The 14,337-nt window shown below is 68.7% G+C and carries 9 protein-coding genes and 3 pseudogenes; 4 read left to right on the top strand and 8 right to left on the bottom strand.

Annotation, left to right across the window (positions count from 1 at the left end; genetic code table 11):
- Positions 1 to 10: 10 nt before the first annotated feature.
- Positions 11 to 613 carry a DUF1707 SHOCT-like domain-containing protein gene (locus JO236_RS12275; RefSeq protein ID WP_293330067.1) on the top strand — a complete coding sequence of 201 codons (603 nt, stop codon included), beginning with the start codon at positions 11 to 13 and terminating at the stop codon, positions 611 to 613.
- A gap of 21 nt (positions 614 to 634) precedes the next feature.
- Here JO236_RS12275 and JO236_RS12270 read toward each other — a convergent pair whose 3' ends face one another.
- From JO236_RS12270 to JO236_RS12245, 6 genes are all read right to left on the bottom strand, one after another.
- Complete coding sequence (locus tag JO236_RS12270; protein WP_293330065.1) at positions 635 to 2,623, bottom strand: vWA domain-containing protein; 1,989 nt, start codon at positions 2,621 to 2,623, stop codon at positions 635 to 637.
- Positions 2,616 to 4,010 (bottom strand): ATP-binding protein, encoded by a 1,395-nt coding sequence (locus tag JO236_RS12265; RefSeq protein WP_293330063.1) that lies wholly within the window; start codon positions 4,008 to 4,010, stop codon positions 2,616 to 2,618. Before JO236_RS12265 ends, JO236_RS12270 begins: the two co-directional genes overlap by 8 nt.
- A 45-nt stretch (positions 4,011 to 4,055) precedes the next feature.
- Positions 4,056 to 5,621 carry a bifunctional phosphoribosylaminoimidazolecarboxamide formyltransferase/IMP cyclohydrolase gene (gene purH, locus JO236_RS12260; RefSeq protein ID WP_293330061.1) on the bottom strand — a complete coding sequence of 522 codons (1,566 nt, stop codon included), beginning with the start codon at positions 5,619 to 5,621 and terminating at the stop codon, positions 4,056 to 4,058.
- Positions 5,618 to 6,265, bottom strand: a complete 648-nt coding sequence (purN, locus tag JO236_RS12255) for a phosphoribosylglycinamide formyltransferase (RefSeq protein WP_293330059.1) — start codon at positions 6,263 to 6,265, stop codon at positions 5,618 to 5,620. The genes purH and purN overlap by 4 nt, the downstream gene beginning before the upstream one ends.
- A 139-nt stretch (positions 6,266 to 6,404) precedes the next feature.
- The gene (locus tag JO236_RS12250; protein WP_293330057.1) at positions 6,405 to 7,805 is read right to left on the bottom strand and encodes a DUF6350 family protein; all 1,401 of its coding nucleotides are present in this window, start codon (positions 7,803 to 7,805) and stop codon (positions 6,405 to 6,407) included.
- Positions 7,806 to 7,837: 32 nt separating this feature from the next.
- Positions 7,838 to 8,800: a DUF5336 domain-containing protein gene (locus JO236_RS12245; RefSeq protein WP_293330055.1), complete on the bottom strand. Its 963-nt coding sequence runs from the start codon at positions 8,798 to 8,800 to the stop codon at positions 7,838 to 7,840.
- Positions 8,801 to 8,993: 193 nt separating this feature from the next.
- On the opposite strand from JO236_RS12245, the gene JO236_RS12240 reads away from it, so the two are divergent.
- Positions 8,994 to 9,842, top strand: a complete 849-nt coding sequence (locus JO236_RS12240; protein ID WP_293330054.1) for an LLM class F420-dependent oxidoreductase — start codon at positions 8,994 to 8,996, stop codon at positions 9,840 to 9,842.
- Positions 9,843 to 9,845: 3 nt separating this feature from the next.
- Here the strand turns inward: JO236_RS12240 and JO236_RS12235 are convergent, their stop codons facing one another.
- Positions 9,846 to 11,375: an acetyl-CoA acetyltransferase gene (locus tag JO236_RS12235; RefSeq protein ID WP_293330052.1), complete on the bottom strand. Its 1,530-nt coding sequence runs from the start codon at positions 11,373 to 11,375 to the stop codon at positions 9,846 to 9,848.
- A gap of 279 nt (positions 11,376 to 11,654) precedes the next feature.
- Here JO236_RS12235 and JO236_RS12230 point away from each other — a divergent pair.
- Together JO236_RS12230 and JO236_RS12225 are read left to right on the top strand one after the other, a co-directional pair.
- A pseudogene (locus tag JO236_RS12230) lies at positions 11,655 to 12,839 on the top strand (PE family protein); the annotation flags it as partial.
- A gap of 29 nt (positions 12,840 to 12,868) precedes the next feature.
- Positions 12,869 to 14,077, top strand: a pseudogene (locus JO236_RS12225) (PE family protein); the annotation flags it as partial.
- Positions 14,078 to 14,192: 115 nt separating this feature from the next.
- Here the strand turns inward: JO236_RS12225 and JO236_RS12220 are convergent.
- A pseudogene (locus tag JO236_RS12220) lies at positions 14,193 to 14,337 on the bottom strand (succinate--CoA ligase subunit alpha); the annotation flags it as partial.

Here is a 14,337-nt window from a genome sequence, read left to right as displayed (position 1 = left end):
CTCGTCAGTGATGAGCAACCCAGCACAGCGCGCAACCAGGGAGACACGCGACGAAGCGTCGCGTGCGGCGGACACTGATCGCATCCAGATTGCGCAGTTGCTGGCCTACGCCGCCGAGCAGGGTCGGTTGGAACTCAACGAGTACGAAGAGCGTCTTACCAAGGCCTATACGGCGACCACCTACCAGGAACTGGATCAGCTTCGGGCCGACCTGGCGGTGTCGCCGGTCAACCCGCGTCGGGGCGGCAAATGCAATCCGGCGCCGTCCACGCTGCTGCTCGCCCTGCTGAGCGGATTCGAGCGGCGCGGCCGGTGGAACGTGCCGAGGAAGTTGACCACTTTCACGTTCTGGGGCAGCGGTGTGGTCGACCTGCGCTACGCCGACTTCACCTCGACCGAGGTCGAGATCCACGCGTACTCGATCATGGGTGCGCAGACCTTCCTGGTGCCACCCGAGGTGAACGTCGAGATCTACGGCCACGGGGTGATGGGCAATTTCGACCGCCAAGTACTCGGTGAGGGTGTTCCGGGAGCGCCAACGGTCAGGGTGAGCGGCTTCTCGCTATGGGGCGGCGTCGGTATCAAGCGCAAAGCCCGCAAACCGCGCAAGTAGCGGGTCGCCACCACCCTTATCTCAGCGCCGCCGCGAGCGCAGATAGTCGCCCACCACCGCGGCGCCCAGCCCGTCGAGATCGGGCACCACGACACGGCCCTCGACACGTCGCGCGACCTGGTCGATGAAGCGCGCCAGGCCGGGATCGCTGCCCAGCCGGAAGATGGTGATCTGAGCGCCCAGGCGGGCCATGTCGTCAAACCCGCGCACGGTGTGTCCGATGGTCCGGGGGTGCGGCGGATAGTCAAAAAACACCGACGATCCGTCGCCGTCGAAGTCCTCCAGGTGGGCGGTCGGTTCGCCATCGGTCACCACCAGCACTACCGGTTGCGCGTTGGGGTGCCTCTTGAGATGCCGCCCCGCCAGCGCGAGCGCGTGGTGCAGGTTGGTGCCCTGCTCGTAGACACCCTCCAAGCCGGTCAGCTCGGCGGCGGTCACCGTCCGCGCGTAGCGACCAAATGCGATGATCTGCAACGCATCTGACCGGAACCGCGTGCACACCAGGTGGTTGAGCGCGAGCGCCGTCCGCTTCATCGGCAGCCAGCGATTCTCCATCACCATCGAGAACGAGGTGTCAACCAGCAGCGCAACCGCGGCCTGGGTTCGCGTTTCGGTCTCGGAGACCTCGACGTCGTCGACGGTGATGTGCAAGGCCGGCGGCGAGCCGACGGGCCCCTGTAGCGTCGCCGTGCCGGCTTGCCGCAGCACCGCGTTGGTCAACGTGCGCGAGATGTTCCACGGCTCGGTGTCGCCGAACTGCCATGGCCGGGTCGCGCCGGTGAGCTCGCCGGCGGCGCCCGCGCGTCGGTGGTCACGCTCGCCGCGTCGGCCCGAAAGCTGTTGGACCACATCACGTAACGCCGTCTCACCGAGACGTCGCATGGCCTTGGGCGACAGGCGCCACTTGCCGTCGGAGCCCCTGTCCAGGAAGCCTTGATTGACCAGCGCGCGCTCCAGTTCGGCCAGGGTGCGCGCATCGATCGCGGCCTGGTCGCCCAGCTGACGGGCCAACGCGTCGAGGTCCACATCGTCCATGGTGGCGCCCGGATAGCTTTGCGACAGCTGATCGGCCAGCTGCTCCAGCTCGCCGATGTCGGCCAGCGCCTGGGCGCCCTCGCCCATGCCCAGCGGGTTGTCGCCGGAGAATTCCTGCGACCCGGTCCAATCCTCACCCGGCCGCGCCGCCTGCAGATGCGCGTCCAGCCGGTTCAGCGCGTTCATCAGCGATGGAGAGCCAAATGCCTGCTGCGCCAAGGCATCCAGTTCGTCCCGCTGCTCCTGGCTCAGGCTGTTACGGAAGCGCTGCGCGGCGGCCGCGCGCTTGGCCAGCGAGTCCAGCAGCTCGTCGACGTTTTGCGGGTTCTCCGGGAAGAACTCGCCGTGCTTGTCCATGAAGTCTTGAAAATCCTGCTGTGTGTCCTCACCGCGAGAGTGCTTGTCCAAGAGGTCATTCAGGTCGTCCAGCATCTGGTTGACCCGCTGCCGGTCCTCGTCGGTGGCGCCCTGAAGCGCCTGCTTCATTCCGGCGAAGCGTTGGTCGAGCATCTCGCGGCCGAGCAGATCCTTGATCTGGTCGTACTTTTCGCGAGCTTCGGCACTGCGCCAGTTGTAGTCGGACAGCTCCTGGACGGCCTTGGCCGGCGACGGCGACAGGGCGTCGAGTTGCAGCTCACCGAACCGGGCATCGTCGTCGAGGGCGCGTGCCAACTCCTTGCGTTCTGCCAGCACGGCCTCGTCCAGCAATTTCTTGATTTCCTGCAGGGTGCCGTCTAAGTTGTTGCGCCGCAGTAACTCCCGACGGCGTCGGTTCGCTTCGGCGGCCAGCCGATCGGCGCCGGGCAGGTTCTTGGTGCCGCGCCGCAGCAGCTCGGAGAGCGCGCGGCGCGGTGACGAGCCCTCCATGACATCGCGGCCGATCTGCTCGAGCGCCTCACGCAGATCCACCGGCGGTGCCAGCGGGTCGGGTCCGCCGGTATACGCCGAGTACCGCGTCGAATGTCGGTCAGACATAAATTGTTTGGCCCTCACCGGATACCTTGTCGACCCGCTTGGCGAGGTACAGCGCCTCGAGCGCCAGCTCCAGCGCGGCGGCGCGCTCCCCTTCGGAGTCGGCGCCCAGCTTTCGGGCGATAGTGTCCACGACCGGCAATCCGGAGACCGCGGCGAGCACGTCCTTAGCCGACACCCGCTCGCCCGTCGTCACCGCGGAGCCGCCCTCGACGGCGGCCACCAGCGAGCCGACGTCGATGCCGCCCAGCACTTTCGCGGCGGTGTCGGCGGTGGCGCGGCGCAACAGGTGCTCGAGCACCGCCTGTTCGCGGCCCTCCTCGCCGGACTCGAATTCCAGCTTGCCGCGCAGAACGTCGATCACCGTGCCCAAGTCCACCACGCGGGCAACGGGATCCGTCTCCCCCAGCACCGCGCCACGATGGCGGGCGGCGGCGGCGACGGTCTCTGCCGCGGCGATCGCGAACCGGGCCGATACCCCGGACCGCTGGTCGACGGAGTTGGATTCCCGCAGGTAGCGAGCGAACCGGGCGATCACCTGCGTCAGGTAGTCGGGCACCTGTGCGCTCAGGTGCGCCTCCTGAGCGATGACACCCATCTCCGCCTCCAACTCGAGCGGGTAGTGGGTGCGGATCTCCGCCCCGAAACGGTCTTTGAGCGGAGTGATGATGCGGCCGCGGTTGGTGTAGTCCTCGGGGTTGGCGCTGGCGACCACCAAGACGTCCAGCGGCAGCCGCAGCGTGTACCCACGGACCTGGATGTCGCGTTCCTCCATGACGTTGAGCATGGACACCTGAATGCGCTCGGCGAGGTCGGGCAGCTCGTTGACCGCGACGATGCCGCGATGCGCGCGCGGGATCAGTCCGTAGGCGATGGTCTCGGGATCACCCAGGCTGCGGCCCTCGGCCACCTTGATGGGGTCGATGTCGCCGACCAAGTCGGCGACGCTGGTGTCCGGCGTGGCCAGCTTCTCGGTGTAGCGCTCGCTGCGGTGCTTCCAGGCCACCGGCAGATCGTCGCCAAGCTGGGCGACCCGCCGGATCGACTCCGGCGTGATGGGCGTGTACGGGTGCTCGCCCAGCTCGGCTCCGCTGATCACCGGCGTCCACTCGTCGAGCAGACCTGTCAACGCCCGCAGCAGCCGGGTCTTGCCCTGGCCGCGCTCGCCCAGCAGGACGAAGTCGTGGCCCGCGATCAGCGCCCGCTCCAGTTGAGGCAGCACGGTGTCTTCGAAGCCCAGGATCCCCGGCCATACCTCGCCGGCGTCTGGGCCTTCGGCTAACGCGGTCAGCAGATTCTCCCGGATTTCCTGCTTGACTCCCCGTTCGCGATGACCGGCAGCACGTAGTTCGCCGACGGTACGGGGGAGGTTTCTCGGTGACGTCACCACTCCACGCTACGACGCGCCACCGACTAGTGCCGATCAGTGTCTCCCTCAATGGGCAAAATGCCGTGCTCCGGTGAGGTACAACGCGACTCCGGCCTTGGTCGCGGCTTCGGTCACCTCGTCGTCGCGCACCGACCCGCCGGGGTGCACGATCGCTTTGACACCGGCCGCGGCCAGCGTCTCCAGCCCGTCGGGGAACGGGAAGAAGGCATCTGAGGCCGCAACCGCACCGTTGACCCGCTCACCGCCGCGTTCGACGGCCAGCCGGGCGGCGTCGACCCGGTTGACCTGACCCATCCCGACACCGATGGTCGCGCCGCCCGCGGCTATCACGATCGCATTGGATTTGACCGCGCGGCACGACCGCCAGGCAAAGACCAGGTCGGCCAAGGTGGCCGGGTCGGCCGGCGATCCGCTTGCCAGGGTCCAGCTCGACGGGTTGTCGCCGGACGCGTCGAGTTCGTCGCGCTGCTGAATCAGCGCTCCCCCGCTGATCGGCCGGAGCTCGTTGCCGCCGGGGAGTGGCTCCGAGGCCAGCAGTACCCGAATGTTTTTCTTGCGGGTCAGCAGATCGACCGCGCCGGCTGCGTAGGCGGGCGCGACGATCACCTCGGTGAAGATGGTGCTCACATATTCCGCCATCTCGACACTGACTTCGGTGTTGGCCGCGATTACGCCGCCATAGGCACTCAGCGGGTCGCATTCATGGGCCTTGCGGTGCGCGTCGGCGACCGAAATCTCCGAGATCGCAATGCCGCAGGGGTTGGCGTGCTTGATGATTGCCACGCAGATCTGTTCGTGGTCGAAGGCGGCGCGCCAGGCCGCGTCGGCATCGGTGAAGTTGTTATAGGACATCTCTTTACCGTGCAGCTGCTCGGCCTGCGCCAGGCCCGGCCAGGCGGCGGGGTCGGTGTACAGCGAAGCCTGCTGATGCGGGTTTTCGCCGTAGCGCAACGTCGTCTCACGACGCCAACTTCGGGCGAACCACTGCGGGAACGGTGTCTTCGGCTCCTCGGGCGCCAGGGTGGACTGCATCCAACTCGCCACGGCGATGTCGTAGTCGGCAGTGTGCTGAAAGGCCAGCGATGCCAGCCTTTTGCGCTCGGCAAGGGTGAAGCCGCCGTCGCGCACCGCGGCCAGCACGCCGTCATAGCCGCGCGGGTCGGTGACCACCGCGACGCTGGGATGGTTCTTCGCCGCGGCGCGAACCATCGAGGGCCCGCCGATATCGATCTGCTCGACACATTCGTCGGCGCTGGCGCCGGAGTCGACGGTCTCGCTGAACGGGTACAGGTTGACCACCACCAGTTCAAAGGCGGCGATGCCGAGTTCGGCCAGAGCGGCCTGATGCTCGGGCTTGCGAAGGTCGGCCAGCAGCCCGGCGTGCACGTGCGGATGCAGGGTCTTCACCCGGCCGTCCAGCACCTCCGGGAAGCCGGTGACCTCTTCCACCGGCGTCACCGGAATGCCTTTTGCGGCAATGGTTTTCGCGGTAGATCCGGTCGAGACGATATCGACGCCGGCCGCTGCCAGGCCCGTGGCCAGGTCGACCAGCCCCGTCTTGTCGTACACGCTGATCAACGCGCGGCGGATAGGCCTTTTGTCGGTGCTCATCCTGTGGTCACCTTTCGTCCGATCCACGCTTTTCGTCCGATCCAGGTAACGCCACGCGTGGCGATTGCGGCCACCACGTCCACCAGCAATTGGCGTTCGATCACCTTGATGCGTTCATGCAAAGTCGCTTCGTCGTCATCGTCGAGTACCGAAACGGCTTGCTGCGCCAGTATCGGCCCGGTGTCCATGCCGGCATCAACAAGGTGCACCGTACAACCGGTGATTTTCACGCCGTAGGTCAGTGCTTCGGCCACGGCGTGGGCACCAGGGAACGCTGGCAGCAGCGCCGGATGCGTGTTGAGGATGCGGCCTTGAAATTGCGAAAGGAACTGTGGCCCAAGGATTTTCATGAAACCGGCGGACACGATGAGGTCGGGCTGATGTGCTGTGGTGGCTTCGGTGATGGCGGCGTCCCAGGCCTCGCGCGTGGGGTGGTCAGCGAGCCGTGCCATGAATGCGGGTATTGATGCCCGCGCGGCGATCTCCGTGGCGGGGCAGGCGCGGTCCACGCCCACGGCGACTACCCGCGCCGGGTAGTCGTCCACGGCGGCGCCCAGCAGCGAATTCAGCAGCGAACCGGTGCCCGATGCCAGGACAACGAGCCGAGCCGGTGCGCTTGGGGGCACACGGAGCGGTTCCTGCACACCGGCAGCCTAGTCAAAATCGGCATCTTCGCGTCGAGACTGCATCCAGGGCCTCATCGCTGGCGTGTCGACACCGTCACCGCAGACTCGACGCCGGGCCTTCAGACTCGGCGGCGTAAATCTCGCGCGCCCACGGCCCTTAGGTAGTAGGTGGTGCGCCTGCGCCTGACGGATCGTCGGGATCATCGGGGAGTTCGTCAGGCTCCCCGGGCTCCCCGGGCTCCCCGGGTTCCCCGGGTTCCCGGTGTTCCTGGTCTTCCGTGGGTTCCTCGGGTTCCTGACGCGCCGGCCCGTCGTCGTCGGACACGTCGGGGCCGATGCCGATCTCCTCGTCACTCAACAGCAGATCGCCATCGCCCGGCGGCTCGTCGACCCGCGGCGCGGGCCGGCGTTTGGGGCGTCGGCGAGGGCGCCTGATGCCGCCGGCCATCACCACGGTGACGCAACCGACCACCGTGAACCAGAAGAACACACCGACCACAAGGGCACGCTGGTCCACGCCGACGTCGCCGAAGTTGCCCAGCCGGCCGCCCCCGGCGAACCCGAGCAGCGACATGGCCAGCGCGCCCAGGGCCGCTGCGATCAGCAGCTTGGCCACCGCCGGAAAAAACGGCAGGGCATGGCGAGCGCATTGCTGTCCGACGGCCACGCCGGATGATGCGCCGACGATGAGCAGGGCCACCCACACCGGCCCGAGCGGCGGCGTGGGAACCGCGGCCAGCATCGGCAGGGCGGGAACGTCACCGCCGAAAACGGTGAATGGACTGAAAGTGGCGAAACCGATATGCGCACTGGACCCGACCGCGACGGCGGAGGTGCCCACGATGACGTTGGGCGCATACAGCACCGACAGCACCGTGAGGCTGAACTGACCGAAGATCGACTCGGTGATCCCGAAGAGTTCTTGCATGGTCGCCCAGTGCACAATCAGCGATCCCGCCGTCACCAGCCCGGACAGTCCCAGCAACGCCAGCACGCCCGCCGCGGCGGCACGCATCGAATCACCCAGCCAATTGGGCAGTGGCGACGCGGCCAGGGCCCGTCGACCGATGCGTGACCATACTCCTATCGCGGCACCGACGGCGTGCACCACCAGGACGCTGACGAACGCACGCAGCGCGCTCGGCGTCTGCAGTTCGGTAATGACCGACGACGCGTCGTGGATCACGGCCAGCGCGATGGCTGCTATCAGCAACGGCCCGCCCAGCGCCGACGCGACTACCCAACGGACGACGAGCCACGACGCGCGCCCGGACGTGGCGCGCGCGGTGGCACGCGCGGTACCCCACACCATCATCAGGACCGGCAGCAACGGCATTACGCCCAGTTCGCGACCGCCGATCGAGATCGGCACGGCGTGCACGCCGAGCCACATGCTGGCGATGGCGCCCAATGCGCCGGTCATGTCGCTGTTGGCGATCAACAATTGCAGCAGCGTGACCGCGGCAATGACGACCACCGCCACCACGGCCGGGCCGAACGCGACCCGGACCAGGTCACGCGCCTGGCGTGCGCCCGCTGTCCGGTTGTCCTCGACCACCCGTGTGCCCGACTAGGCGCGCGAGCGCGCGGTTAGGCCGGCGCCGGCCCCGCCGGTGACGACGGCGATTGTTGACCCTGTCCGTAGGACGGCTGATTGCCCGCGGGGTTTCCGTAATTGACCGGCGCGGCGGCACCCTCGGAACCCGCGCCGGCGCCCACCTGCGGCGGCGGGCCGAAGCTTGGGAAGCCGGTCGGCGGCGTCGATGGCCCTGGCTGCGCTGCTGGCTGGGGTCCCGACTGAGCCGCGGGCTGGGCGCCGAATCCGCCGGAGGTCGGGATCGCCTGCTGGGTCGCGGCCTGGCTCTGGTTGTAGCCGCCGAACTGCGCGCCGTATCCGCCGGCCTGCTGCTGCGCGCCGGGCTGCTGCTGCGCGCCGGGCTGCTGCTGTGCGCCTGGCTGGCCCCCTGGCTGGCCGTAGTAACCCGGCTGAGCCCCGAACTGCCCGTACTGCCCGTATTGGCCGTATTGCGCGTACGGGTCGAACTTGGGCCGCGGGGTGGGCGGGGTGATGACGCCCGCGTCCAGCAGGACGGCGACCAGGGCGGCAACGGCCTGCAGGACGCTGGCGGCCAGCACGGGCCACACCGCCCAGCCGATCGTGTAGGCGCTGGGTACGTTCAGCGTGTCCGAGACCAACCAGAGCGCACCGAGCAGCGAAAAGGCGGCAACCAACTTCACCCGGCCCTTCGCCTTGGGTAACAGGCTCAAGCCGGCGAGCAACGCGGCGAACAGGGCGATGAAGACCGCTGTGCCGCCGTCACGGGCGAATATGTTCGCGGCGGGCCCAAAGTCGGAGTTGTTGGTGATGGTGTACATCGGACCGAAATTGAGGAAATACACCAGCGCCCCGAGCACCGCGACCGCGATGGTCAGGTATAGCGGAAGCTTGCTTTCACCGCTGTCGGTCTTGGCGAACGACGGCGTGGCCGGCGCATAGCCCGCGGCGGGCGGCTGCGTGGGTGGGTAGCCGGGACTGCCGGGCGGGTAGGTCATGAATCCTCCTGTTGCTTCCAATACCGACTCGGTGCCACGGGCGCGCTGCTTTCCGGCACGCAGGCGCGGCGCGATTCGATCCCCCACGCTAGCGCAACGTTTGCGCGCCTTCGACCGCCACCGTCGCGGCGAGCGCCATGTTCAGAAGCGGCCAGCTTGCTCAGCGTAGGTAGAACACGTTCTAATTCTGGGCATGGATTACGGGCTTGTACTTTTCACCAGCGATCGGGGCATCGCCCCCGCGGCAGCCGCCAAGCTGGCCGACGACCACGGTTTCACGACGTTCTACGTGCCGGAACACACGCATATCCCGATCAAGCGCGAGGCGGCCCACCCCACGACGGGTGATGAGTCACTGCCCGACGACCGTTACATGCGCACGCTTGACCCCTGGGTGAGCCTCGGCGCGGCCAGTGCCGTGACGTCCCGGGTCCGGTTGTCCACCGCGGTGGCGCTGCCCGTCGAGCATGACCCGATCACGTTGGCGAAAAGCATCGCCACCCTGGACCATCTGTCCGGCGGCCGGGTAAGCCTTGGGGTTGGCTTCGGCTGGAATACCGACGAACTCGCCGACCACAACGTGCCGCCCGGGCGCCGTCGCACCATGCTGCGCGAATACATCGAGGCGATGCGGGCGCTGTGGACGCAGGAAGAAGCCGCCTACGACGGCGAATTCGTCAAGTTCGGGCCCAGCTGGGCGTGGCCCAAGCCGGTGCAGCCACACATTCCGGTGCTGGTGGGTGCCGCGGGCAACGAGAAGAACTTCAAGTGGATCACCCGCAGCGCCGACGGCTGGATCACCACCCCACGCGACTTCGACATCGACGAGCCGGTGAAGTTGCTGCAGGATACCTGGGCAGCCGCCGGCCGCGACGGGGCCCCACAGATCGTGGCCCTGGACTTCAAACCGGTGCCCGACAAGCTCGCGCGCTGGGCGGAGCTGGGCGTGACCGAGGTGTTGTTCGGCGTGCCGGACAAATCCGAAGACGAAGTCGCCGCCTACGTGGAGCGGTTGGCTGGCAAGCTGGCCAGCTTCGTTTAAGCGTTAGGGAGAGCAGCGGTTGCCATGCTCGAACGAGCGCACGCGGACCGGTTTACCCACGGGATCGCCATCGGTCAGTAGCGCGATCAGCTCGTTGTCCTCGGTGGTCGCCAGGAAACGACTGTCGTCGGCGTCCAGCCGGCCGACGATGATCCCGGTCAGCCGGCCGCCGTCGCGACGCACGGTGTAGGTCTCGACAATTCCGGGGCCGTCGGCGTTTTCGGTGACCGGCACGGTCGGCCCGCTGTCGATCTGCGCCTGCAGTTTCGCGCCGCGGTCCGGCCGCCATTGCGCCGGCGCGGTCGAGTAGACGCCGACCGAGTACTTGCTCAGCACGCCGCCATTGGCACCGACCAGACCGAATTGCCCTGGCGCGCTTCGCATCCTGGCTACGGTCTCGGCGACGGCGTGCATCGAGTAATTGTTGCCGGCGCCCCCGAAGAACGGCAGCCCACCGGTCAGGGTCAGGCCACGCGGGTCGTCAGGCGCCAGTCCCATGCCGTCGCAGATGTTGAACACCGGCACCGGGAAGCAGCTGTAGAGGTCGAAGGTGGCGACGTCGTCGACGCCGATTCCGGCCATGTTCAGCGCGTCGCGCACCGCCATGACGGCCGACGGGGCATGCCCCAGATCCGGGCGCTCCAGCATGCTCTGCTCCTGCAGGTCGGCGTGTCCGTGCAGGTACACCCACTTTTCCTCGGGCACCCGGAGGCGGCGCGCCGCCTCGATAGACATCAGCACGGCCGCGGCACCCTGGTTCACCTGGTCGCGGGCGACCATCAGGCGCGGGTAGGGCTCGTTGATCATCCGGTTGCTTTCGGTGACGGTGATCAGTTCGTCGACGGAGCGCACGACCGGCGCCGCGGCGAACGGATTGCCGGCGGCGACCTTGGTGAACGGTGCAAACAGCTCGCCCATGCTGCGCAGGTATTCGGCCGGCCCGAGCCCGGTACCCGCGCGCCGCGCGTTCTCGAACAGCGCGTACTGCGTCGGCGCGTCCACCAGGCCGTGGATCACGGTGTACCGCGAGATGAGCGGCTCGACACCGTGGCCACGGTCCTCCAAGTCGCCGTCCACGCTCTCGGTGAAGTCGGGCTTGTCGTCCTGGTTGACGTCCGCCGCGAAGTGCCGCAGGGTCGACGTGGTGTCCGAGCCGAAGATCACCGCGATCTCCGAGCGGCCCTCGGCGATAGCGCCGGCCAGTTCGTTGATCAAATGCTGCGGCCCTTGACCGCCGACGATTTCCAGGATGGCACGCGCCGGCGCGGCACCGAGCCGCTTGGCCACTGATCGCGGGTAGTTGTTGGACCGCCCCAGCGGTGCATTGATCACGCCGGAGATCTCGAATTGTCGAACACCGGCCACGGTGTCGATGGCCGCCGCCACCGCGGAAGCACCGCAATCATCGAGGGCAGCTTGGGCAGCGGCGGCGGCCATTTCGACGGGCGACATCGCCTGGTATCCGGGATCGTCGATCCGCTCCGCCATCTGCCCGACGCCGACGAGCACAGGGGTACGCCGATCGAGATTCATAGAGTAACTATCTACAGTACGGCCCGGGAGGGTTGAGAGGCCGGGGTTTCATCTGCGGTAACGGCGGCGGCGGGGCTGGCCTCGGGGCTGGCCTGTTGGGAAGCGGTCCCGGCGGAATCGGCGGCCTGGGTGGCACGTTGTTCGGCGCGCGCGGGGCCAACGGGTAACCGCAAGGCGCTGCCTGCGCCGTTTCTGACTGCTCGAAAAAGCGAGTCTGCCGGGCGAACCCGCGATACGCTCGGCTCCTCATCATTGATCAACTGGCGAACGGGGTTTGGGATGTCATTTGTTGTGGCGGCTCCAGAGGTTGCGGCGGCCGCGGCGTCGGATTTGGCGAGCATCGGCACAACGATCGGCCAAGCCAACGCGGCGGCCTCCGCACCCACCACGGGGCTGCTGGCCGCAGGCGCCGACGAGGTCTCGGCGGCCGTCGCTGCGTTGTTCGGTGCGCATGGCCAGGCCTACCAGGCGCTCAGCGGCCAGGCGTCACAGTTCCACCAGCAGTTCGTCCAACTGATGAACGCGGGCGCGGGTGCGTATGCCAGCGCCGAGAGCACCAATGCGAACCCCCTGCAGACCATCGCCGACGATTTGCTCGGCGGGATCAACGCACCGAGCCAGGCGCTGGTCGGACGCCCATTGATCGGCGACGGCGCGAATGCCGCCGCGGGTAGCGGAGCAAACGGCGGGGACGCCGGGATATTGGTCGGCAACGGCGGGAACGGCGGGTCCGGCGCACCCAACCAGAACGGCGGGAACGGCGGGTCTGCTGGGCTGTTGTTCGGCACCGGCGGCAAGGGCGGGGACGGCGGGGCGGGCGGCAGTCCCGGTAACGGCGGGGTCGGCGGCCAGGGCGGCCAGTTGATCGGCTTCGGCGGCACCGGCGGTGCCGGGGGCTCCAACGTCGCAGGCCCGGGTGGCGCAGGTGGAGCGGGCGGATCGGCCGCCGGATTCCTCTACGGCGTCGGCGGCACCGGCGGGGCCGGCGGGTTTGGCGGCGGCTCCAGCGGCGGAACTGGGGGCGTCGGCGGCACCGGGGGTGCCCTGCTGCAACTCATCGGCACGGGTGGCACCGGCGGTGCCGGCGGCGGCGGCTCCGTCGGCGGGGGCGGCGGCAACGGCGGCAACACCCCCGACATCTTCACGCTCCTGTTGTTCCCCGAACTCGGCAACGGCCATCTGCTCGGGATGGGCGGCGACGGCGGCGCCGGCGGGATCGGCGCCATCACCGGCGGCCTGGGCGGCTCCGGCGGCGAGGGCGGCATCCTGTTCGGCGTTGGCGGCCACGGCGGCGCGGGCGGATTTGGCGCCACGGACGGTGGCGACGGCGGGCTCGGCGGGATCGGTGGCGTCATCTCCGGCATCGGCGGCGACGGCGGCGCGGGCGGGGGCGGCATCAACCCCGGCACCGGCGGGGTCGGCGGCATCGGCGCATTCCTGTTCGGCATCAACGGCAAGCACGGGTAACCACGAATCATCGGCTGGGGGTCGGGATGTCCTTCGTAGTTGCGGCGCCCGAATTTGTGACGAGCGCGGCGTCGGATTTGGCGAGCATCGGCACAACGATCAGCCAGGCCAACGCGGCGGCCTCAGCACCCACAACGGGGCTGCTGGCCGCCGGCGCCGACGAGGTCTCGGCGGCCGTCGCCGCGCTGTTCGGTGCGCATGCCCAGGCCTACCAGGCGCTCGGCGGCCAGGCGTCACAGTTCCACCAGCAGTTCGTCCAACTCATGAACGCGGGCGCGGGTGCGTATGCCACCGCCGAGAGCGCCAACGCGAACCCGCTGCAGGCCGTCGTGCAGGATCTCGTCGGTGTCATCAACGCGCCCACCGAGGGGCTGATGGGGCGCGCGCTGATCGGTGATGGCGCCGACGGCGCTGCTGGAACCGGGGCCAACGGCAGCGACGGTGGGATATTGATCGGTAACGGTGGTAACGGCGGGTCCGGCGCACCCGGCAAAAACGGTGGAAACGGCGGGTCGGCCGGGTTGTTGTTCGGCACCGGCGGCCTGGGCGGATCGGGCGGAGCCGACGTCGGGGGTGGCCCCGGCAACGGGGGCATCGGCGGCAACGGTGGCCAGGTCATCGGCTTCGGCGGTTACGGCGGTGTCGGTGGGGCCAGCGGGGGTGGCGGCACGGGCGGCGCGGGTGGACCGGGCGGTGGCGCCGGCGGCTTCCTTTTCGGAGTCGGCGGCCACGGCGGCACGGGAGGGACCGGCACCAACGGAGGTATCGGAGGGCCTGGCGGCACAGCGGTCGACCTCTTCAACTTGGTTGGCACCGGCGCCACGGGCGGCGATGGCGGCAACGGCAGCAACTCCGGCGGCAACGGTGGCCCGGGCGGCCATACCCCTACCATCTGGCAACTCCTGCTGACTCCCGAAGTCGCCAACGGGCATCTATTCGGCTCCGGCGGCGATGGGGGTGCCGGCGGGGTCGGCGGCAATTACGGCGGCGCCGGCGGCTGGGGCGGTGAGGGCGGCATCGTGTTCGGCGTCGGCGGCAACGGCGGCAACGGCGGGGCCGGCATCTCCAGCTTCGGCGGGAACGGCGGATTCGGTGGATTCGGCGGCTATCTGTCCGGTATCGGTGGCAATGGCGGAAACGGCGGTCCCGGTATGCCCCCGGGCTTCGGCGGCCTTCCCGGCCTCGGCAGCTTCAACTTCAGCTTCGGCGCGATCGGCAAGCCCGGGTCTAGGGGCTAGGGCCACCCGCTGGGCCGCCACAGGCTAGGGCCACCGCTGGGCCGCCACAGGCTGGGTCGCGGTCGACATCGGCTGATTGCGGGTCGGGCGTGCGCGCACCCGCCAGCAATCGCTACAGGCCCTGCAAAATCTCGCGGGCCAACGCGGCCGTCTCGGACGGCGTCTTGCCGACCTTCACACCGGCCGCTTCCAAGGCTTCCTTCTTGGCGGCCGCGGTCCCCGACGAGCCGGACACGATCGCGCCGGCGTGGCCCATC

It is taken from the genome of Mycobacterium sp. (genome assembly GCF_019247635.1).
Lineage (GTDB): Bacteria > Actinomycetota > Actinomycetes > Mycobacteriales > Mycobacteriaceae > Mycobacterium.
Note: the sequence above shows the minus strand (reverse complement) of the source record. Positions and strands in the feature narration are given on the sequence as shown.